The 20,189-nt window shown below is 60.4% G+C and carries 17 protein-coding genes and 3 tRNA genes; 17 read left to right on the top strand and 3 right to left on the bottom strand.

Annotated features, from left to right (window positions below):
- The first annotated feature begins 72 nt into the window (after positions 1 to 72).
- The 6 genes from ACSQ3F_RS19390 (at position 73) to hupB (ending at position 8,383) form a co-directional block, all read left to right on the top strand.
- Positions 73 to 927 (top strand): endonuclease/exonuclease/phosphatase family protein, encoded by an 855-nt coding sequence (locus ACSQ3F_RS19390; RefSeq protein ID WP_436101702.1) that lies wholly within the window; start codon positions 73 to 75, stop codon positions 925 to 927.
- 18 nt (positions 928 to 945) lie between these two features.
- Positions 946 to 2,505, top strand: coding sequence for a phospholipase D family protein (locus ACSQ3F_RS19385; protein WP_436101701.1), 1,560 nt, complete (start codon positions 946 to 948; stop codon positions 2,503 to 2,505).
- Positions 2,506 to 2,777: 272 nt separating this feature from the next.
- Positions 2,778 to 3,410 (top strand): ATP-dependent Clp endopeptidase proteolytic subunit ClpP, encoded by a 633-nt coding sequence (gene clpP / locus ACSQ3F_RS19380; protein WP_436101700.1) that lies wholly within the window; start codon positions 2,778 to 2,780, stop codon positions 3,408 to 3,410.
- Between the two features lie 302 nt (positions 3,411 to 3,712).
- On the top strand, positions 3,713 to 4,990 hold the full coding sequence (clpX, locus tag ACSQ3F_RS19375) for an ATP-dependent Clp protease ATP-binding subunit ClpX (RefSeq protein ID WP_018325989.1): 1,278 nt from the start codon (positions 3,713 to 3,715) through the stop codon (positions 4,988 to 4,990).
- Positions 4,991 to 5,459: 469 nt separating this feature from the next.
- A complete protein-coding gene (lon, locus tag ACSQ3F_RS19370) occupies positions 5,460 to 7,880 on the top strand; it encodes an endopeptidase La (RefSeq protein WP_436101699.1) in 2,421 nt (806 codons plus the stop codon).
- Between the two features lie 230 nt (positions 7,881 to 8,110).
- Positions 8,111 to 8,383: a DNA-binding protein HupB gene (gene hupB / locus ACSQ3F_RS19365; RefSeq protein WP_037121853.1), complete on the top strand. Its 273-nt coding sequence runs from the start codon at positions 8,111 to 8,113 to the stop codon at positions 8,381 to 8,383.
- Positions 8,384 to 8,592: 209 nt separating this feature from the next.
- Here hupB and ACSQ3F_RS19360 read toward each other — a convergent pair whose 3' ends face one another.
- Positions 8,593 to 9,060, bottom strand: coding sequence for a MarR family transcriptional regulator (locus ACSQ3F_RS19360; RefSeq protein ID WP_037121858.1), 468 nt, complete (start codon positions 9,058 to 9,060; stop codon positions 8,593 to 8,595).
- A 196-nt stretch (positions 9,061 to 9,256) separates the two neighbouring features.
- Here ACSQ3F_RS19360 and ACSQ3F_RS19355 point away from each other — a divergent pair, with 196 nt between their 5' ends.
- From ACSQ3F_RS19355 to ACSQ3F_RS19340, 4 genes are all read left to right on the top strand, one after another.
- Positions 9,257 to 10,528, top strand: coding sequence for a metallophosphoesterase family protein (locus ACSQ3F_RS19355; protein WP_436101698.1), 1,272 nt, complete (start codon positions 9,257 to 9,259; stop codon positions 10,526 to 10,528).
- A complete protein-coding gene (locus ACSQ3F_RS19350; RefSeq protein WP_436101697.1) occupies positions 10,528 to 14,004 on the top strand; it encodes an AAA family ATPase in 3,477 nt (1,158 codons plus the stop codon). Before ACSQ3F_RS19355 ends, ACSQ3F_RS19350 begins: the two co-directional genes overlap by 1 nt.
- Before the next feature lie 141 nt (positions 14,005 to 14,145).
- Complete coding sequence (locus ACSQ3F_RS19345) at positions 14,146 to 14,544, top strand: (R)-mandelonitrile lyase (protein ID WP_436101696.1); 399 nt, start codon at positions 14,146 to 14,148, stop codon at positions 14,542 to 14,544.
- Positions 14,545 to 14,753: 209 nt separating this feature from the next.
- A complete protein-coding gene (locus ACSQ3F_RS19340) occupies positions 14,754 to 15,128 on the top strand; it encodes a CAP-Gly domain protein (RefSeq protein WP_436101695.1) in 375 nt (124 codons plus the stop codon).
- 237 nt (positions 15,129 to 15,365) lie between these two features.
- Here the strand turns inward: ACSQ3F_RS19340 and ACSQ3F_RS19335 are convergent, their stop codons facing one another.
- Positions 15,366 to 15,623, bottom strand: a complete 258-nt coding sequence (locus ACSQ3F_RS19335) for a hypothetical protein (protein WP_436101694.1) — start codon at positions 15,621 to 15,623, stop codon at positions 15,366 to 15,368.
- Between the two features lie 197 nt (positions 15,624 to 15,820).
- Positions 15,821 to 15,896, bottom strand: a tRNA-Val gene (locus ACSQ3F_RS19330).
- A gap of 402 nt (positions 15,897 to 16,298) precedes the next feature.
- Here ACSQ3F_RS19330 and ACSQ3F_RS19325 point away from each other — a divergent pair.
- The 7 genes from ACSQ3F_RS19325 (at position 16,299) to ACSQ3F_RS19295 (ending at position 20,178) form a co-directional block, all read left to right on the top strand.
- Positions 16,299 to 16,375: transfer RNA gene (locus ACSQ3F_RS19325), tRNA-Asp, on the top strand.
- A gap of 49 nt (positions 16,376 to 16,424) precedes the next feature.
- Positions 16,425 to 16,501 (top strand) — tRNA-Asp (locus ACSQ3F_RS19320).
- A gap of 608 nt (positions 16,502 to 17,109) precedes the next feature.
- Positions 17,110 to 17,475, top strand: a complete 366-nt coding sequence (locus tag ACSQ3F_RS19315; protein ID WP_026203374.1) for an NADH-quinone oxidoreductase subunit A — start codon at positions 17,110 to 17,112, stop codon at positions 17,473 to 17,475.
- A complete protein-coding gene (locus tag ACSQ3F_RS19310) occupies positions 17,466 to 18,044 on the top strand; it encodes a NuoB/complex I 20 kDa subunit family protein (RefSeq protein WP_436101693.1) in 579 nt (192 codons plus the stop codon). Before ACSQ3F_RS19315 ends, ACSQ3F_RS19310 begins: the two co-directional genes overlap by 10 nt.
- A gap of 18 nt (positions 18,045 to 18,062) precedes the next feature.
- Positions 18,063 to 18,665: an NADH-quinone oxidoreductase subunit C gene (locus ACSQ3F_RS19305; RefSeq protein WP_436101692.1), complete on the top strand. Its 603-nt coding sequence runs from the start codon at positions 18,063 to 18,065 to the stop codon at positions 18,663 to 18,665.
- A gap of 59 nt (positions 18,666 to 18,724) precedes the next feature.
- Positions 18,725 to 19,915: an NADH-quinone oxidoreductase subunit D gene (locus ACSQ3F_RS19300; protein ID WP_436101691.1), complete on the top strand. Its 1,191-nt coding sequence runs from the start codon at positions 18,725 to 18,727 to the stop codon at positions 19,913 to 19,915.
- The gene (locus tag ACSQ3F_RS19295; RefSeq protein WP_436101690.1) at positions 19,915 to 20,178 is read left to right on the top strand and encodes a hypothetical protein; all 264 of its coding nucleotides are present in this window, start codon (positions 19,915 to 19,917) and stop codon (positions 20,176 to 20,178) included. The genes ACSQ3F_RS19300 and ACSQ3F_RS19295 overlap by 1 nt, the downstream gene beginning before the upstream one ends.
- Positions 20,179 to 20,189: the final 11 nt, after the last annotated feature.

Genomic DNA, 20,189 nt, shown 5'->3' with positions numbered 1-20,189 from the left:
CGGATACCGCCTTGCCTTGCCGCGAGGCATGTCTATTTTTGCACGATGAACGGCAAGGACCTGAGAGAGACTATGGCTTCGTCGCACAACAGCCTGCCCGCGGGCATCTTGGCCGCGATCCGCGGAAAGCGCGTCTCGCTTGCGGGCCGGGATCCGGCAGGCGGGCGCGGCGACACCGTCATAGCCTCCTACAATATCCACAAATGCGTCGGCACCGACAGTCGCTTCGACCCCGGGCGGACCACAGAAGTGATCGGCGAGATCGGCGCTGATATCATCGCGCTGCAGGAGGCCGACCAGCGTTTCGGAGAGCGGGCAGGCCTGCTCGATCTCGAACGACTGCACCGTGAATGTCACCTCATTTCGGTGCCGATCGCCGCCTTTTCGTCCAAGGGACATGGCTGGCATGGCAATGTGCTCCTGTTGCGCGAGGGCGCAGTCGCCAAGGTTCATCAACTAAACCTGCCCGGCGTCGAGCCGCGCGGCGCGCTCGTCGTCGATCTCGATCTCAAGCACGGGCCGCTCAGGATCATCGCCGCCCATTTCGGCCTGCTCAGGCATTCCCGCGCGCGGCAGGCCGAGGCGATCCTGACGGCCATCCGCGAGGCGGAGGAGCGGCCGACGCTCCTGATCGGCGATCTCAACGAATGGCGGCTCGGCCGCCGCTCGGCGCTGCGGTTTCTCAGCCCCGTCTTCGATCATGCCGCGACTGCCGTGCCGAGTTTTCCCTCGCGTTTCCCGCTTTTGGCGCTCGACCGGGTGATGGGCAGTCCGCATAATCTGGTCACCGCGGTCGAAGTGCACAACACGCAGCTCGCCCGCGTGGCGTCCGATCATCTGCCGATCAAGGCCTATATCGATCTCAAGGCCGCGCTCGCTGGTGAAGGCAGGACTGCAATCGAAGCGGTTTCCGCCGCTCAACCCTGACGGACAGGTCGTCCTTTCATGCGCGCCGCTATCGTTGCCTTCTATGTTTTCGCGTCCGGCCTGTTGGCGTTGATCCTGGTCTATGCCTATGGCCGTTTCGGGCGGCGGCTGCATGGGCCGGCATCGACCGCGCTGATGCCGGGAGGCGAGCAGACCGAGCTGGACCGGTTGGCGACCCCTCTTCTCGACCGTCATCCCGGGTTGAACGGTGTCGCGCTGATCTGCGACAATATGTCGGCCTTCGCCCTGCGCGCCCTTTCTGCCCGCAAAGCAGGCCGCAGTCTCGACCTGCAGTATTATTACTGGAAGAACGACCTTACCGGGCGATTGTTGAGCCGCGAGGTGCTCGCTGCTGCCGATCGCGGCGTCCGGGTGCGCCTGCTGCTCGACGATATCAATGCCGGCCTGCATGATCGCATGTGCCTCTCTCTCGACGCCCATCCGAACATCGAGGTTCGCCTGTTCAATCCGAGCCGGGCGCGGACCGATCGCTTCAAGCGTGGTTTCGAGATGATGCTGCGGCCACTGCGAACCTCACGACGCATGCACAACAAGCAATGGATCGTCGATGGCCACCTGGTGATCGCCGGCGGCCGCAACATTGGCGACGCCTATTTCGACGCGGCCGAGCAGGCGAACTTCCGCGATCTCGATGTCTGGATGCTCGGCGCTGTGTCTATGGAGGCAGCCACAGTCTTCGACTGCTATTGGAATAGCCCTGTCGTGGTGCCAATCGGGTCGTTGCGCACGCTGCATAAGCACTATCTGCCGGCGTTCAGGGCGAAGCTCGACAGGATCGCGGCGACACCTGGCGGTCAGCACTATCTGACGCATGTCGAAAAGGCGATGAAGGACGGCGGTTGGCTGCCGGCAACCGAGGCTCTTCATTGGACGGGCGATGCCAAACTCGTATCGGATCCGCCGGAAAAGGCATTTCTGCAGAAGCGCAACAACTGGATCATGCGCGAACTGATGCCGGTCCTCACCTCCGCGCACCACGACGTGCAGATCATTTCTCCCTATTTCATTCCCGGTAGCCAGGGTATTGCAGAAATCGCGAGGCTCATTGAGCGGCGGGTCAAGGTCGCGGTCCTGACGAACTCGCTTGCCGCCACCGATGTTGCGGCGGTTCACGGAGCCTACGCCAATTATCGCAAGGCGCTACTGGAGAGCGGTGCCACGCTGTTCGAATTGAAGGCGATCCACGAATTCGGCGATCCCAGGCGCATGTCGCTGTTTGGATCGCGGGGCGCCAGCCTTCATACCAAGGCTTTCACGGTCGATGGCAAGACGGCCTTCGTCGGCTCGCTGAACTTCGATCCGCGCTCGGCGTCGCTGAATACGGAAATGGGCGTGTTGTTCACCCATCCGGGGCTTGTCGATGAAGTCGAGGCGGTTTTTAAGGAAGAGACATGCCCGGCGAACAGCTTCCGGCTGACCCTCGAGAATGGCCGCCTGCGCTGGCACGACAGCGAGGACAACAGGCCGCGTGTGCTTCACCGCGAGCCAGAGGCCGGTTTCTTGCGCCGCCTGACTGCAGGGGTCATCAGCATCCTGCCGATCGAATCCCAGCTTTGACCTCAATTTACCCATTTTTTACCCTGAAAGCCCGAATGCCTGTGTGAAAAGGTTCAAAAAGCGACCGGGGCCGTATCGCGCTCCTTAGGAATCACTAAAGGATCACGCATGAATGTGCCGTGGCGGGAATGTTGGGCTGCGGCCGGGTATTAACGTTATGCAGAGTTCGCGACTTGAAGTGGGGTACTTGGACACTCTATGTATGAAGCGAGATATTTCCGATGATTCCGGCGCGCAGGAGATTTTGCGCGCCAGCTAGACAAAGGTTTGACATGAGAAATCCCGTTGATACCGCCATGGCTCTGGTGCCGATGGTCGTTGAACAGACCAATCGCGGCGAACGTTCCTACGACATCTTCTCGCGCCTTCTGAAAGAGCGCATCATCTTTTTGACGGGTGCTGTGGAAGACCAGATGGCAACGCTGATCTGCGCCCAGTTGCTGTTCCTCGAGGCCGAGAACCCGAAGAAGGAAATCGCGCTTTATATCAACTCGCCGGGCGGCGTCGTCACTGCCGGCATGGCGATCTACGATACGATGCAGTTCATCAAGCCTGCCGTTTCGACGCTTTGCATCGGCCAGGCCGCCTCGATGGGCTCACTGCTTCTGGCCGCCGGTCACAAGGACATGCGCTTTGCGACCCCGAACGCCCGCATCATGGTTCACCAGCCTTCCGGCGGCTTCCAGGGCCAGGCATCCGACATCGAACGGCATGCGCGCGACATCCTGAAAATGAAGCGCCGCCTGAACGAGATCTATGTCAAGCATACCGGCCGGACCTATGAAGAGGTTGAACAGACGCTTGACCGTGACCACTTCATGAGTGCGGACGAAGCGCTGAGCTGGGGTGTCGTCGACAAGGTCATCACCTCGCGTGAGGCCATGGAAGCGGCCCAGGAAGGGTGATTTTCAAGCTTTTGTGTGCGGATAGATGCATTTGTGACACATTTGTATCCCTCATAGGGCTTTATCCGCAGGCCAAAGCCGTTAATATTGACCGTTAATGCTATGTTGAAGTTTGAGGTCCTAGCATTCGGTATTCGGTGGGAGATTCGTTGCTGCCGGACATCAAACGTGGTTGTTTGAAGCCGGTTCGTACTCCCGAAAGTGCCGTATTTTCGCGCATGAAGGCGGAAAGAATTGCGGAGCGGGTTGAGTAGTCCGTTTCACCTTTCAGGAGGTGTCCGGCGTGCTGGAAGGAAAGTGATATGAGCAAAGTCAGCGGTAGCAACGGCGGTGACTCGAAGAATACCCTATATTGTTCCTTCTGCGGCAAGAGCCAGCATGAGGTCCGCAAGCTGATTGCCGGACCGACAGTGTTCATCTGCGATGAATGCGTCGAGCTCTGCATGGACATCATCCGCGAAGAGAACAAGACCTCGATGGTCAAATCCCGTGACGGCGTTCCGACGCCGCAGGAGATCATCAAGGTCCTCGACGAATATGTGATCGGTCAGCAGCAGGCCAAGCGCATCCTGTCGGTCGCCGTCCACAACCACTACAAGCGCCTGGCGCACGCCGCCAAGGGCACCGACGTCGAGTTGGCGAAGTCCAACATCATGCTCGTCGGCCCGACTGGTTGCGGCAAGACCTATCTGGCGCAGACGCTGGCGCGCATCATCGACGTGCCGTTCACGATGGCCGACGCGACGACGCTGACGGAAGCCGGTTATGTCGGCGAGGATGTCGAGAACATCATCCTGAAGCTCCTCCAGGCTGCCGATTATAACGTCGAGCGGGCGCAGCGCGGCATCGTCTACATCGACGAAGTCGACAAGATCTCACGCAAGTCCGACAACCCGTCGATCACCCGTGACGTTTCGGGCGAAGGCGTGCAGCAGGCGCTTCTGAAGATCATGGAAGGCACGGTTGCTTCGGTTCCGCCACAGGGCGGCCGCAAGCATCCGCAGCAGGAATTCCTGCAGGTGGATACGACCAACATCCTGTTCATCTGCGGCGGCGCTTTTGCCGGCCTCGACAAGATCATCTCGGCCCGTGGTGAAAAGACCTCGATCGGCTTCGGTGCCGCGGTGCGCGCACCGGAAGATCGCCGCGTCGGCGAAGTCCTGCGCGAACTGGAGCCGGAAGATCTGGTGAAGTTCGGCCTCATCCCGGAATTCATCGGCCGTCTGCCGGTGCTGGCGACGCTCGAAGACCTCGACGAACCGGCCCTGATCCAGATCCTGTCCGAGCCGAAGAACGCGCTGATCAAGCAGTACCAGCGCCTGTTCGAGATGGAAGACGTCGAACTGACCTTCCACGAGGATGCTCTGCGCGAAATCGCCCGCAAGGCGATCGTGCGCAAAACCGGCGCTCGCGGCCTGCGCTCGATCATGGAAAAGATCCTGCTCGACACCATGTTCGAGCTGCCGACGCTGGAAGGCGTGCGCGAAGTGGTCATCTCAGACGAGGTGGTCAAGGGCTCTGCCCGTCCGCTCTACATCTATTCGGAGCGCTCCGAAGAAAAGGCCAACGTTTCGGCCTGATCCGCACCTGACTTAAGTTGAAGAGGCCCGCCACGCGCGGGCCTTTTTCGTGGAGCATATGTGGTGCATGGGGGCGAAGACTCCCGCCCGTGGCGCAAAGCCGAAGCAGTCCCGCGAGCTTTGCATGCATTGCAGGGCTCGGATGCACAGAAAACGTGGCAGTGGATATCGCCAACGGACGAGCAATGGGTAGAATCGGCGATTGCTAAACGCGGCCAACAACGCGATTATGCTATGATTCCGCATCGGCTTATCCTGATGCGGGTCGTGTGCGCTTCAATCCCGCGGCAAGGTCCGCGACAGTCAGATGCCATTTAATACCCGGCTACGGCGCCTCCCAAGCCGGTCGCCGGCAAAGGGTTGAAAACAGACGTCACACACTCCACGTGACAGTGGAAAGAATGAGGACCGGAAGCGCCCTTGAACGCTTCGGGTAACGGGCCCGGAAACGGGACGGAAAGGAAATGACATGACGAACAAAACGTCTCCGGCAATTGATAGCGCGACCTATCCGGTGCTGCCGCTGCGCGACATCGTGGTGTTCCCGCATATGATCGTGCCTCTGTTTGTCGGCCGTGAAAAATCGATCCGCGCGCTGGAAGAGGTCATGGGCACCGACAAGCAGATCATGCTTGCGACCCAGATCAATGCGAGCGACGACGATCCGGAAGCCTCTGCAATCTACCAGATCGGCACGATCGCCAACGTGCTTCAGCTCCTGAAGCTGCCCGATGGCACCGTCAAGGTTCTGGTCGAGGGCCGTTCCCGCGCCGAGATCGACGGCTATACCCGTCGCGAAGAGTTCTACGAGGCGATGGCGCATGCGCTGCCGGAGCCTGTAGAAGATCCGGTCGAGATCGAGGCGCTCAGCCGCTCGGTGGTCTCCGAATTCGAGAGCTATGTGAAGCTCAACAAGAAGATTTCTCCGGAAGTCGTCGGCGCTGCCAGCCAGATCGAGGACTATTCGAAGCTCGCCGATACGGTCGCTTCGCATCTCTCCATCAAGATCGTCGAAAAGCAGGAAATGCTCGAGACGACGAGCGTAAAGCTGCGCCTTGAAAAGGCCCTTGGCTTCATGGAAGGCGAAATCTCCGTTCTCCAGGTCGAGAAGCGCATCCGCTCGCGCGTCAAGCGCCAGATGGAGAAGACGCAACGCGAATATTACCTGAACGAACAGATGAAGGCGATCCAGAAGGAACTCGGCGACGGCGAGGAAGGCCGCGACGAGATGGCCGAGCTGGAAGACCGCATCACCAAGACCAAGCTTTCCAAGGAAGCCCGTGAAAAGGCAGACGCGGAAGTCAAGAAGCTGCGCCAGATGAGCCCGATGTCGGCGGAAGCCACCGTCGTGCGCAACTATCTGGATTGGCTGCTCGGCATTCCGTGGAGCAAGAAGTCGAAGGTCAAGACCGACCTCAACCACGCTGAAAAAGTGCTCGAACACGATCATTTCGGCCTCGACAAGGTCAAGGAACGGATCATCGAATATCTTGCCGTGCAGGCGCGTTCGCAGAAGATCAAGGGCCCGATCCTGTGCCTCGTCGGCCCTCCGGGCGTCGGCAAGACCTCGCTTGCCAAGTCGATCGCCAAGGCGACCGGCCGCGAATATATCCGCATGGCGCTCGGCGGCGTTCGTGACGAAGCCGAGATTCGCGGTCACCGCCGCACCTATATCGGCTCGATGCCCGGCAAGGTCATCCAGTCGATGAAGAAGGCGAAGAAGTCCAATCCGCTCTTCCTGCTCGACGAAATCGACAAGATGGGCCAGGATTTCCGCGGCGACCCGTCCTCGGCTCTGCTCGAGGTGCTGGATCCGGAACAGAACTTTACCTTCATGGACCACTATCTCGAAGTGGAGTATGACCTGTCGAACGTGATGTTCATCACCACGGCCAACACGCTGAATATTCCGCCGCCGCTGATGGACCGCATGGAAGTGATCCGCATCGCCGGTTACACGGAAGAGGAAAAGCTGGAAATCGCCAAGCGGCACCTTTTGCCGAAGGCGATTGCCGACCACGCTTTGCAGGCCAAGGAGTTCTCGGTCACGGACGGCGCCCTGAGGGGGGTCATTCAGACCTACACCCGTGAAGCCGGCGTGCGCAGCCTCGAGCGTGAGTTGATGAAGCTCGCCCGCAAGGCCGTGACGGAAATCCTCAAGGGCAAGACCGACAAGGTCGAGATGACGGCGGAGAACATCCAGGATTATCTGGGCGTTCCGCGCTATCGCCATGGCGAAGCCGAGCGTAACGATCAGGTGGGTGTCGTCACGGGTCTCGCCTGGACTGAGGTCGGCGGCGAACTGCTGACGATCGAAGGCGTCATGATGCCTGGCAAGGGCCGCATGACGGTGACCGGTAACCTCAGGGACGTGATGAAGGAATCGATCTCGGCGGCGGCCTCCTATGTCCGCTCGCGCGCCATCGATTTCGGTATCGAGCCGCCGTTGTTCGATCGAAGCGATATCCACGTGCACGTGCCGGAAGGTGCGACGCCGAAGGACGGTCCGTCCGCAGGTGTCGCCATGGCAACGGCGATCGTCTCGATCATGACCGGTATCCCGGTCAACAAGGACGTGGCGATGACCGGCGAAATCACGCTGCGCGGCCGTGTCCTGCCGATCGGCGGTTTGAAGGAAAAGCTGCTTGCAGCACTTCGCGGTGGCATCAAGAAGGTGCTGATCCCGGAAGAAAACGCCAAGGATCTGGCGGACATTCCGGACAACGTGAAGAACAACATGGAGATCATCCCGGTCTCGCATATAGGCGAGGTTCTGAGCCACGCGCTACTGCGGGTCCCGGTGGCGATCGAGTGGGATCCGTCCAAGCAGGCGGTTCCGATCGCGGCTGTCGATCCGGCCGATGACGCCGGAGTGTCGATTGCCCACTAGGCACTTGACGTGAACGTCAAATGATGCCCGCAACCATACGGGGATCGATTTGGAACATAAATAGTGGAAGACCGGCATTTTTGCCGGTCTTTTTTATGTAAAACCTCCCGCAAAGCCTTGCATTCCTAGGGATTCGGAGCGATTGGGTTTGCCAAGGCGAGGGTCTTGCGTATGCTGCCCCCGGCTTAAAAATTGAGTCGTTTCGAACCAGTATTGAAAGGGGTGGAAACATGAACAAGAATGAGCTCGTGTCAGCAGTTGCCGAGAAGGCCGGACTTTCGAAGACGGACGCATCTTCTGCAGTTGATGCAATCTTCGACGCTATCCAGGTAGAACTGAAGAACGGCGGCGACGTTCGTCTCGTCGGCTTCGGCAATTTCTCGGTCAGCCGCCGCGAAGCATCCAAGGGTCGCAACCCGTCCACCGGCGCAGAAGTAGACATCCCGGCACGCAACGTGCCGAAGTTCTCTGCCGGCAAGGGTCTGAAGGACGCCGTAAACTAAGTTTCATGTTTCATCTGCAGCACCGTGGCGGCAACGCCGGCGGTTCGATGGCAGGTTGATTCGAGGCCCGGGTTTTCCCGGGCCTCTTTTCGTTTGCGGCACCTGCATGAACGCGATGTAATCGCGTCTGTACCGGTAACGGAAAAGGCCGGGACATGATGTCCTGGCCTTTTCTATTTCAACCGTAATGTGAGCTGCGAGATATGGTGCTATTCAGCAGCGATCTCGTCCCCGCCGTCTTCCTTGCGCTTGCGGATTTCGTCGGCCTTGGCGACGAGGCGGCTGACGATGTCGTGCATCTGGTCAAGCTGCTCGTCATTGAGCGCCGAGAAGATTTCCTCGATCAGCTGTTTTCGCGGATGTTCGGCCGCTTCCAGCACGATGCGGCCGACATCGGTGATCGAGACGATCTTGGCCCGCCGGTCTTCCGGATCGGGTTTGCGCACTACCAGTTTGTCGCGCTCAAGCCCGTCGATCGCTTCCGTCACGGTGCGCGGCGCGAAATTGAGTGCACAGGCGATGTCGGTCGACCGACAGGGTCCGAGCCTGCTCAGAAAAAACAGGAACTTGCTGCGTGCCAGCGACACGCCTTCCTCGGTCATCGATTCGTTGATGAGCCGGTGAACCCGGTGATAGAGCTCAAAGAGCTTGTCGGAGACTTCGAATGTGGATTTCATGGGTTTTATATGGATATTATGAGGTGCCATGTCAAATGGCGGCCCTTGTGACGTCATAGTCAAGCCTATTCTCACGCTCCTGGTCTGAGGTCTCATATCTCCCCAAAAATGGTGGGAAGAGCGAAAGCCCTGAATAGTCGCGAGCGCAGTGTCTCCCGGCATTGACGCGGCCCCGACGCCCGGGCCATGGTCGGCCATGCCGTTCCGTTTCGTCCACACCGCCGATCTTCATCTCGATTCCCCCTTGCGCAGTCTGGCTCTGAAAAATCCGGAGCTTGCCGAACTGGTACGCGGCGCGACGCGGACGGCGCTCGCAAGGATCGTCGATCTGTGCCTGGCGGAAAACGTCGATGCCCTGCTGATTGCGGGTGATCTTTACGACGGCTCGCAGACATCGATGAACACGGCGCTTTATCTGGCGAGCGAACTGCGCCGGCTGGAGGCCGCCGGGATCCGCGTCTTCCTGATCCGCGGCAATCACGATTCCCAGTCCACCGTGACGCGCGAGCTGACCTTTCCGGCCAACGTGCACGTGTTTTCCGGCCGTGCCAGGCCCGTTCAGGCCAAGACGCTCGATGATGGGCGCGAGGTTCATATTCATGGCATCAGCTTTGCCAATCCGCATGCGCCCGAGAGCCTGTTGCCGTCGTTTCAGGCGCCCATCGCCGATGCGGTCAACATCGGCATGCTGCATACGAGCCTCGCCGGCACGCCTGGGCATGATCCCTACGCGCCCTGCAGCGTCGCCGAGCTCACTCGGCACGGTTTCGACTACTGGGCGCTGGGCCACGTGCATCTCAGGCAGATACACTCCGAAAAGCCGCTGATCGTCATGCCGGGCATGCCGCAGGGGCGGGATATCAACGAGGCCGGGTCGAAATCGGTGACGCTCGTGACCGTCGGCGAGAACGGCTCTCTGGAGCATCAGGAACGTGCGATCGGGCAGGCGGTGTTCGAGCGCGTCACGATCGATCTTGACGGCGCGCCGGACTGGCGGCAGATGCTGGACAGGGCGGCAGAAACGCTGTCATCGCTCAGAAACCGGACGATTGCCGATCATCTCATCCTGCGGATTTCCCTGACCGGTGCGACGCCGCTTGCCTGGAAGCTCCGGCGCGATCCGGATTTTCTGTTCGCTGAATTTTCCAATGTGGCCGCGGGCCTAAGCGGTTGCTGGATCGAGAAGATCGATGTCGATTGCCGGGGCCTGGAAGGCGAGGGGGCCTTGTCCGGTCCCGATCCGGTCGAGGAACTTGCAGCCCTGATCCATTCCGACGTGCTGCCGTCCCACGCCTTTCGTCAGGAAGCCGGTGCGATGCTGGACGAGCTGTTGGCACAGCTGCCGCGTGAACTGCGCGACAGCTTGGCCGGCGACGAGGAGACCGCGAGGCGGTTCGTGGAAGCGACCGCGCTGGCCGGCAGCGATGATGTTCTCGCCTATCTGCATGGCGGGGAGACGGATCGCTGATGCGTCTCAATCGTCTCGATCTCGTGCGCTACGGCAAGTTTACCGGACGCAGTCTGGAATTTGGTGAAGCGCGCGCCGGAAGCTCCGATTTTCATCTCGTCTACGGCCCCAACGAGGCGGGAAAATCGACCCTGTTTTCCGCCTTTCTCGATCTCCTGTTCGGCATCGATAACCGCAGCGCTTATGGGTTTTTGCATCCATACGAGACGATGCGTGTCGGTGGCGTGATCGAGACCGGCGGAAGAATCCATGCCGTCGCTCGGATCAAGCGCCGGCAGAATACGCTTCTAGGACCGGATGATCAGCCGCTGCCGGACAATCTGTTTTCCGCAGCGCTCGGCTCGATCGACCGGGTGACCTACCAGATGATGTTTTCGCTCGATGACGACAGCATCGAAAAGGGCGGCGAAAGCATCTTGAAAAGCGAGGGGGAACTCGGAACCCTGCTGTTTTCCGCCAGTTCCGGCCTGCCGGACAGCAGCGCTGTCCTGTCCGGTCTGAAGGCGCAAGCCGATGCCTTCTACAAACCGCAGGGCCGAAAACACCGGCTGGCGGAGTTGAAGGCGGAACTCGAGGTGTTGAAGGACAAAAAGAGTGCCATCGACGTCAACGCCCGCGAGTTTGCCGCGTTGCGCAAGGCGCGTGATGCGGCGGCGGAGCGCCACGAGGCGACCGTGACGGTGCGGGCGGAACTGCGCGTTTCCCTCGATCTCGCCCGCGATCGCATGCAGGGGTTGCCACTGCTTGCAAGGCTGCGCGGCCTGCGGTCCGAACTCGCCGCTTTCGGTGACCTGCCGGAACCGCCGGCGGTCTGGCATGCCCTGCTGCCGCAATTGCAACGCGAGGAAACCGAGATTCGCGCCCGCCTTGAACAGCTCGATGCGGACATCGAGCGCCGGGCGGCCGAAATTGCGGCCATCGAGCGCGACGGTGCCGTGCTGGCCGTCGCGGCAGATATCCGTGATCTCGAGCGCACTGAGCTTGAGGCGCGTCACAGGACGGCTGCACGGGACATGCCGACGCGTGTCGATGAGCGCGACAAGGTCGCCGCCGATATCGCCGTTTGTCTCGCGCGCCTCGGTTGCGTCGATGCGCCTGATCCTGCAGCGCTGGTTCTGCCGGCTGCCTTGGCCGCGCGCATCCAGGACCTGGCGCAGAAACATTCCGCATTAAGCGAGCGGCTGACAGCCGCGGTCCGGGAGCGAAAGCTTGCCGCGGAGGCGCGGTGCGAGGCGGTGAGGGCTCAGTCTGCGCTGACCGGCGCGGGCGGTGCTGCCGGCTCGACCGATCCGGCGCCTCTCGCCGACGTCCTGCAGAGCCTGCGGCAGAACGATTGCCTGCTGCGGCAGCAGGCGGCGAACCGGCAGCTTGCCACGCTCGAGGACCAGCTTGCCGAAAAGCTCGCGGCACTGGCCCCCAGCCAACTGGACGCGGACAGTGTGGCGGCTCTCGCCATCCCTGAAGAAGCCGATGTCACCGAGTGGACGGCGCGCCGAACGGCGTTGACGGAACAGCTGAAGCGGCTCGATGACCGGATCGCCGAGGAGATAGCACTGGTTGCGGCGGAGGAAGCCCGGCTCGCGGAATTGACACGAACCGGAGGTTTTGTCGCCGACGATACGGCCTTGATGTTGCGGCAGGAACGCGATCACACCTGGCAGATCCACGCGGCACAATTGGATGGCGAGACCGCGCGCGCATTCGAAACCGCCCTGCGCAAGGATGATGAGATCACGGCGATGCGGCTGGCGCGCGCCGAAGATCTTGCCCAGGCGAGGGGGCTTTCCCTCGCAATCGCTGAGCGTAATGCAAAGCTTTCAGTGTTTCGTGCGCAACACCAGGCCGTGCTTATGGAGGTCGCTGAGCTGAGGGGCGAGATCTCGGCAGCATCCCGCTGCTGTGGTCTTCCCGAAGAGACAAAGCTCAATCAGCTGGTGGCCTGGCTTGCCCGCCGGGCGGCGGTGCTGGACGTGTGCAATCAGCTTCGTGCGGCGCGTCAGGATTTGCGTCTCGCAATAACGGACGAGGAAAGGGCGCTCGAACGGGTGGCGAGGGCGCTCGCGGAACTCGGCGTGACAAAAGGCATGCCCGAGCGTCTGGACGATGCACTTGCTTTGGCTGAGCGCACGATCACGGCCCTGCAGTCGGCCCATCGCGCCCATGCTGCCGCCGCGGAGGCGGTGGAGCGGATGCAGGCGGCTTTGCGTGCGCGCGATGCGGCCTGGTCTTCGGCGGATACCGAAATGGCAGGCTGGATCGCGCGGTGGGATGAGACAATCGGTGCAACCTGGCTCGCCGAGGACGGAACGGCCTCGTCCGTCCAGGAGATCGTGGCCGTCCTGGCAGTGCTTCAAGAGCTTGACAAGCTGATCCAGCGCAAGGCGGACCTGGACCACCGCATCGACGGCATGCGCAAGGATCAGGAGGCCTTCGCGACGACCGTCGCCACTCTCGCCGAAAAGCTTTCATTGCCGGCGCCGGATGAGCCGTTGCTGGCTTTTCAGCTGATCCGCCAGCGATTAGCCGATGCCGAACAGCAGGAAGCGTTGCTCCGGCGGATTTCGGGTGAGAACGACGTGCGTATGTCCGAACATCGCGATTTGACCGAATCGCGGCGGCGCCACGACGCTCAGAAGCAAAACATGCTCGATCTTTATAGTTGCGCCACGCTCGCTGAAGTCGGTGAACATCTGGAGGCGGCCAAGGCGCGCGGCCGTGTGCGGGAGCGGATTGCCGAAGCCGAATCCGATTTGGCGGCGCGCCTGGGGGTCGGACGTGTCGAAGAAGCGGAGATGATTCTGAGCGCGGTCGACGAGGCGGGCCTGCGGTTGGAAGCGGCTGAACAGCAATCGCGGTGGGAACAATGTGATCGAGACGCCAGCGAACTGCATGCGGAGTGGCGTGACGCGGATAAGGCGCTCGCGGCAATCGGCGGCGGCGATGCGGCCGCCCATGTCGAGGAACGCCGCCGCACCCTGCTGGCTGAAGTCGAGGAGCGGGCGATCGCCTACCTGCGGCTCAAGACCGGCATCCTTGCCGGCGAAACCGCGCTCAGGCTCTACCGCGAACGGCATCGCAGCGCGATGATGCAGCGTGCTTCGACAGCCTTTAGAACGATCAGCGGTGGCGACTATATCGGGCTCGCCACCCAAGCGGAAAATGGCAAGGAATTTCTGATCGCGAACGCGGCCGGCGGCGGCTCGAAACTGGCGGACGACCTTTCCAAGGGCACCCGTTTCCAGCTTTATCTGGCGTTGCGCATCGCCGGCTATCACGAGGTTGCCGCAACGCGCGAATCTCTGCCCTTCATCGCCGACGACATCATGGAAACCTTCGACGACGGCCGCGCGCAGCATGCCTTCGGACTGATGGCGGACATGGCGCGGGTCGGGCAGGTGATCTACCTGACCCACCATCAGCATCTGTGCGATATTGCCCGCGCGGCCTGCCCGGATGTGACGATCCACACACTTTGATTGCCGCTTCCCGTTTTCCAGTTCGGTGACGGGCTCGATTCGGCGGCAGCGATATGCAAGGTATGGTCGATTGCAACGCCGCTTCCATTCCCGAAGTGGCGATGGGCGTGACAGATTTGTCGAAGCAAGGAGCCATTTACCATGGAGATCAAACCCTGCGGATCCCGGCCGTCGGTCAAGCCGTCACCGGACTATTTTACCGGCAGCGTCCGGCAGGACCCGATCCTGGATGCGCCGGAACCGGCCCGCACGCGCAGCGTGTCCGTCACCTTCGAACCGGGCGCACGCACGGCCTGGCACACCCATCCGCTCGGCCAGACCTTGATCGTCACCTCCGGCAGCGGGTTGGCGCAGGTGTGGGGCGAACCGATCCGCGAGATCAGGGCAGGGGACGTCGTCTGGTTTCCGCCGGGTGAAAAACACTGGCACGGCGCGGCAGTAACGACGGCCATGACCCATATCGCCATCCAGGAGGCGCTTGACGGAAAGGCGGTGGACTGGATGGAGCCTGTCACGGACAGCCAGTATCAGGGAAAATGAGGATTTGGCATCGCGGCTGGTTGGCGTTACCGAGGCGGCAGGCGTTTTCGCTTGAGGTTCGATTGCATGCCAGTTCGGTGAGGCGCGCGGAGCCGGCTGTCATCACGGCACCTTGTTCGTTGCAATGCGAGGCCGACCAGCGTTATTTGATCGCCAGGACCTTGCCGGCCGCAATCGCTTGGGCAGAGGCCGGGCAGAAGGATTTTGCGATGTACAATTTTCACGTCGGACAGAAAGTCGTCTGCATCAACGACACGTTCAAGCACGTCTCGATCGATCAGGGCATCCGCAAGGGCCAGATCTATACAATCCGCTGGGTTGGCCCCTACAAGCACTATGTCGATGGTGAGTTCATCGGCGTCAAGCTGACGGAGATCCACCGCGGCAACGACGACGGTCCGGAAGGCTACGGTGCGGCGGACATGCCCTATCGCGCGACGCGGTTCCGGCCGCTGCTGAAGGACCGGTTGTCGGCGTTGAAGAACTTGCTTGCTCCTACGCCGAAAGGGGAAAAGCCGTATTTGCCCGAGGCGCCGGAAGAACCGAAGCGCAAGACGCCGGTGCGGAAGAAGGAAGATGTTTGACGGGCTTCACGCGTCTCCTTGAAGTCAGGCGCGAATCGTCTGCAATGCAGGCCTACTGCATAATTCCTTAAATCGGATTCGATTTAAGGAAAAATTATGCAGCAGATCAAAGTGTTACAGCGACCTTTGCGCGTCTGAAAAGACGCGCGGCGCTGTAACCGAACAGGTTTTCCTCCGGAAATCATGTCTTCCTGTTGGCGCACCCGTGGGTGTCACTCAAAACGGCGTTTTACCCGTTCACGGCCCGTCGAAAACTCTCTCCCTGCGCACGAGCCGCAACGACCGGTCCGGCTGGATGACATAGGTCTCTTCGGAGGGCTGGCCGTATTCGTCGTTCAGCCGGTGGCGCAGCACACTGCCGACCGGCGCCTTGGTCAGTTTTGTTGCCGGCTGGCCATTATAGGTGATGCTGCCGGGTATAGGCGCAAGTTCCGGCATGGCGGTGCAGGCGGCAAGCCCCGCGGCAAGCGCTGCAGTCAAAATCGCATTCCTCATCGCATCCCCTGTTATTTCGTGACCCGGTCAACCATGACGAACCGGCGGACGAAACTCGATCGCCCCCATCTTTACATCCGCCAACACATGGTGGTGTCGCCATCCATTGGCAAGAGCGATGAGCCGTGTTCACAGGAAAGCCTTTGCGACCACGCATGATGTCACGATGATAGTCATACATTTGCTTAAGGGATAAATGGTGGGCGATGAGAGACTCGAACTCCCGACATCCTCGGTGTAAACGAGGCGCTCTACCAACTGAGCTAATCGCCCTTCGCGAAGCAGATCAGTGTCCGCCGCGTCGGTGGCCGTGATCTATGCGTATCGGCGAAAAACCGCAAGAGTGTTTGCAAAGATTTTTTGATTTTTTTGCAGGCGACCGTGAACAAGCCCGGCAACAAGGCGATGAACGCGTTGTGGAAAACGGGAGGGACTTCGATGCGGCGAAAGGCGGCGCACCAGTCGATGAAAGCGCCGTTGAGAGGAGTGGCTCCCAGTCTCTAGTGCATTTTTCGTCGCGCTTTTTCGTCCCTGTGGAAACAATTCGCCGGCTGTCATCGTTTTGTCTCCAAACCTGCTTGACACTAAAAGACGAACCCCGTAGTTAGCCGCTCATCGAAGCGGCCAGTCCGGTTCGAGCGGATGCGAAAGCATCCGGATTGCTTGAAATGAAGTGCGGGTGTAGCTCAGTCGGTTAGAGTGCCGGCCTGTCACGCCGGAGGTCGCGGGTTCGAGCCCCGTCACTCGCGCCATTTCAAGGAAAGCGCTTCTGCGCCAATCCGGGTTTTCCATTCAAAGTGCGCGGGTGTAGCTCAGTCGGTTAGAGTGCCGGCCTGTCACGCCGGAGGTCGCGGGTTCGAGCCCCGTCACTCGCGCCATTTTTCTCTCTAAAATAAAAAAACACGATAGGGAAAACAGTGAAGCGGCTCTGCCGCGCGTAGCCGTTTGGGCTGTTCTTTCAGATGCTCATCGATCGCGGCTTGACGTAGATGTGCGGCTCTATGGCCGCTGCGATGATATCCTGCCGCACGAGTTCCGCAGGTGCGTCTTCGGTACGTGGCGCGCCTTGCAGGAAGGCAGGTAGGGGTGCCTTGCGCCCATGCAAATCCGGGATAGTGGCTATGCGGTATTGCGGCATCTATAAGGTCGCAAGGCAGCGCTATCGGGCATCGCCATTTTTGTGTCCAACTCACGATTTCAATCGATTTTACCGCGCGCGACCATATGTCTCTGGGCTGCCGGGCAAGGCAGTTGCGGTCTGTGGCAGCCTCTTCCGTGAAGGTTTTGCGGGATTTGCGCGCGCCTACCGGAGATGCTAGCTTTTGGCCGGTCTTCATTCCGCCCATAGAAGGGGATGAAAACCTGTCTCAAGGCTTGCACACCGGCGCTGGCTGCGCTAACGACTTTGGCGTTGCAACATATTTTCGGCCTGTGAGCATTTGTTTTTGCGCTTCTTCAGCGCGCCTCGCAGGCAGGGACGGATACAATGACAGACCTTCTTGGCTCCTACATTCCGATCGCCATTTTCATCGGTATCTCGCTGGTTATCGGCCTGGCGCTGCTGATTGCGCCGTTTGCCGTCGCCTACAAGGCGCCCGACGATGAAAAGCTGTCGGCCTACGAATGCGGCTTCAACGCATTCGATGACGCTCGCATGAAATTCGACATCCGATTCTATCTCGTGTCGATTCTCTTCATCATCTTCGATCTTGAAGTGGCGTTCCTGTTTCCCTGGGCTGTTTCGTTCAAGGAGATGGGCTGGTTCGGTTTCTGGTCGATGATGGTCTTCCTCGGCGTGCTCACCATCGGCTTTATCTATGAATGGAAGAAGGGGGCGCTGGAATGGAACTGACCTCCCACACCACGCTCGTTGCGCCAAAGGCGAAGGGGGTCATCGATCCCTCGACCGGCAAGCCGATCGGCGGTAATGACAAGTTCTTCGGCGAGATCAACAACGAGCTTGCCGACAAGGGCTTTCTGGTGACTTCGACCGACGAGTTGATCAACTGGGCCCGCACGGGCTCGCTGATGTGGATGACCTTTGGCCTGGCCTGTTGCGCCGTCGAAATGATGCAGATGTCGATGCCGCGCTACGACGCCGAGCGCTTCGGCTTTGCGCCGCGCGCCTCGCCGCGCCAGTCGGACGTCATGATCGTCGCCGGCACCCTGACCAACAAGATGGCACCCGCTCTGCGCAAGGTCTATGACCAGATGCCCGAGCCGCGTTACGTCATCTCGATGGGCTCCTGCGCCAATGGCGGCGGCTATTATCATTATTCCTATTCGGTGGTGCGCGGCTGCGATCGCGTCGTGCCGGTGGATATCTATGTGCCTGGCTGTCCTCCCACGGCAGAGGCCCTCCTTTACGGGGTGCTGCTGCTGCAGAAGAAGATCCGCCGTACAGGCACGATCGAACGGTAAGGGCAGGGGATCTGAACAATGAGTGAAGCCCTGAACGGACTTGCCACCTATATCCGAGAAGCGCGCGGTGCGTTGATTTCCGATGCCGTCATGAGCTTTGGTGAACTGACGCTGACGGCGACCGCGGACAACCTGATTGCGCTGTTGACCTTCCTGCGTGACGACGCCCGCTGCGGTTTTATCAACTTCACGGATATCTGCGGCGTCGACTGGCCGCAGCGTCCCGACCGTTTCGATGTGGTCTATCACCTCCTGTCACCGAAGCAGAACCTGCGCATCCGCGTGAAGGTCGCGACCGGCGAAGATCAGCCGGTGCCGTCGGCCTGCGCCGTTTATCCGGGCGCCGACTGGTTCGAGCGGGAAGCCTACGATATGTACGGCATCCTTTTTACCGGCCACCCGGACCTGCGCCGCATCCTGACCGACTATGGTTTCGAAGGCTATCCGCTGCGCAAGGACTTTCCGACGACCGGTTTTGTCGAAGTGCGCTACGATGACGAAGCCAAGCGGGTCGTCTACGAGCCGGTGGAACTGAAGCAGGAATTCCGAAACTTTGACTTCATGTCGCCCTGGGAGGGGACGGATTATGTTCTGCCGGGTGATGAGAAGGCAAAGCAGTAAGAACAAGGAAGGCCGGCACCTACGCTATCGTGAAGGTGTTTTCGGCTCGGAGCGCGCACATGACTGAACATAACGTCCGCAATTTCAACATCAATTTCGGCCCGCAGCATCCGGCGGCGCACGGTGTGCTGCGTCTTGTGCTGGAGCTCGATGGCGAAATCGTCGAGCGCGTCGATCCGCATATCGGTCTCTTGCATCGCGGCACCGAGAAGCTGATCGAAACCAAGACCTACTTGCAGGCTATTCCCTATTTCGACCGGCTCGACTATGTCGCGCCGATGAACCAGGAACATGCCTTTGCGCTGGCGGTCGAGAAGCTGACGGGCACTGAAGTGCCGATCCGCGGGCAGCTGATCCGAGTGCTCTATTCGGAAATCGGCCGTATTCTGTCGCATCTCTTGAACGTCACGACGCAGGCCATGGACGTCGGCGCGCTGACGCCGCCGCTCTGGGGCTTCGAAGAACGCGAAAAGCTGATGGTGTTCTACGAGCGCGCCTCTGGCGCGCGCATGCATTCGGCCTACTTCCGTCCGGGCGGCGTTCACCAGGATCTGCCGCATGAGCTCATCGAAGACATCGGCAAGTGGATCGATCCGTTCCTCAAGACCGTCGACGATATCGATGAGCTCCTGACCGGCAACCGCATTTTCAAGCAGCGCAACGTCGACATCGGCGTCGTCAGCCTCGAAGATGCCTGGGCCTGGGGCTTTTCCGGCGTCATGGTGCGTGGTTCGGGCGCTGCCTGGGATTTGCGCAAGGCGCAGCCTTACGAATGCTATTCGCAGATGGATTTCGACATCCCGATCGGCAAGAATGGCGACTGCTACGACCGTTACCTGATCCGCATGATCGAGATGCGCGAAGCGGCCAAGATCATGCGCCAGTGCGTCAATCGCCTGCTCGGCGACGCCAAGATCGGACCGGTTTCGTCGCTCGATGGCAAGATCGTGCCGCCGAAGCGTGGCGAGATGAAACGCTCGATGGAAGCGCTGATCCACCATTTCAAGCTCTATACCGAAGGCTATCATGTGCCCGAAGGCGAGGTTTACGCGGCTGTCGAAGCGCCGAAGGGCGAGTTCGGCGTCTATCTCGTCTCCGACGGCACCAACAAACCCTATCGCTGCAAGATCCGTGCCCCGGGTTACGCGCATCTGCAGGCGATGGATTACATCTGTCGTGGCCACCAGCTCGCCGACGTATCGGCTATCCTGGGCTCGCTCGACATCGTATTCGGCGAGGTAGACCGTTGATGCGCCTGATTGCCCTGATGCTTTGCGGATTGCTGCTTGCGGCCGCGCCGGCTGTCGCGCAGGAAACTGCGACAGACACCGGCGATGCGGGCATCAGCGGTTCGTCGGGCGGCGGCATGGGCAAGCTCCTGACCCAGGGCTATGAGATCAGGGCCGCCGTGCCGAACGGCACGCGCTACATTGTATTTTTGCAGAAAGACCAGTCAGCCTATGCCTGCGAGTTCGTCTCCCTGACGAAGTCGCGGTGCGGTTCGATTAACTGATAAGGTGCGGG

The sequence above is a fragment of the Pararhizobium sp. LjRoot238 genome (assembly GCF_964252955.1).
Classification (GTDB): domain Bacteria; phylum Pseudomonadota; class Alphaproteobacteria; order Rhizobiales; family Rhizobiaceae; genus Pararhizobium.
This window is presented reverse-complemented; position numbering and strand designations above follow the sequence as displayed.

What these genes read in the sequence shown, in the direction of transcription:
- ACSQ3F_RS19305 (WP_436101692.1), top strand. Translation starts at nt 18,063, where the DNA reads ATGAGTGAAGCCCTGAACGGACTTGCCACCTATATCCGAGAAGCGCGC.
- ACSQ3F_RS19310 (WP_436101693.1), top strand. Translation starts at nt 17,466, where the DNA reads ATGGAACTGACCTCCCACACCACGCTCGTTGCGCCAAAGGCGAAGGGG.
- ACSQ3F_RS19360 (WP_037121858.1), bottom strand. Translation starts at nt 9,060, where the DNA reads ATGAAATCCACATTCGAAGTCTCCGACAAGCTCTTTGAGCTCTATCAC.
- ACSQ3F_RS19340 (WP_436101695.1), top strand. Translation starts at nt 14,754, where the DNA reads ATGTACAATTTTCACGTCGGACAGAAAGTCGTCTGCATCAACGACACG.
- ACSQ3F_RS19315 (WP_026203374.1), top strand. Translation starts at nt 17,110, where the DNA reads ATGACAGACCTTCTTGGCTCCTACATTCCGATCGCCATTTTCATCGGT.
- ACSQ3F_RS19355 (WP_436101698.1), top strand. Translation starts at nt 9,257, where the DNA reads ATGCCGTTCCGTTTCGTCCACACCGCCGATCTTCATCTCGATTCCCCC.
- ACSQ3F_RS19385 (WP_436101701.1), top strand. Translation starts at nt 946, where the DNA reads ATGCGCGCCGCTATCGTTGCCTTCTATGTTTTCGCGTCCGGCCTGTTG.
- ACSQ3F_RS19335 (WP_436101694.1), bottom strand. Translation starts at nt 15,623, where the DNA reads ATGAGGAATGCGATTTTGACTGCAGCGCTTGCCGCGGGGCTTGCCGCC.
- clpP (WP_436101700.1), top strand. Translation starts at nt 2,778, where the DNA reads ATGAGAAATCCCGTTGATACCGCCATGGCTCTGGTGCCGATGGTCGTT.
- hupB (WP_037121853.1), top strand. Translation starts at nt 8,111, where the DNA reads ATGAACAAGAATGAGCTCGTGTCAGCAGTTGCCGAGAAGGCCGGACTT.
- clpX (WP_018325989.1), top strand. Translation starts at nt 3,713, where the DNA reads ATGAGCAAAGTCAGCGGTAGCAACGGCGGTGACTCGAAGAATACCCTA.
- ACSQ3F_RS19300 (WP_436101691.1), top strand. Translation starts at nt 18,725, where the DNA reads ATGACTGAACATAACGTCCGCAATTTCAACATCAATTTCGGCCCGCAG.
- ACSQ3F_RS19390 (WP_436101702.1), top strand. Translation starts at nt 73, where the DNA reads ATGGCTTCGTCGCACAACAGCCTGCCCGCGGGCATCTTGGCCGCGATC.
- lon (WP_436101699.1), top strand. Translation starts at nt 5,460, where the DNA reads ATGACGAACAAAACGTCTCCGGCAATTGATAGCGCGACCTATCCGGTG.
- ACSQ3F_RS19350 (WP_436101697.1), top strand. Translation starts at nt 10,528, where the DNA reads ATGCGTCTCAATCGTCTCGATCTCGTGCGCTACGGCAAGTTTACCGGA.
- ACSQ3F_RS19345 (WP_436101696.1), top strand. Translation starts at nt 14,146, where the DNA reads ATGGAGATCAAACCCTGCGGATCCCGGCCGTCGGTCAAGCCGTCACCG.
- ACSQ3F_RS19295 (WP_436101690.1), top strand. Translation starts at nt 19,915, where the DNA reads ATGCGCCTGATTGCCCTGATGCTTTGCGGATTGCTGCTTGCGGCCGCG.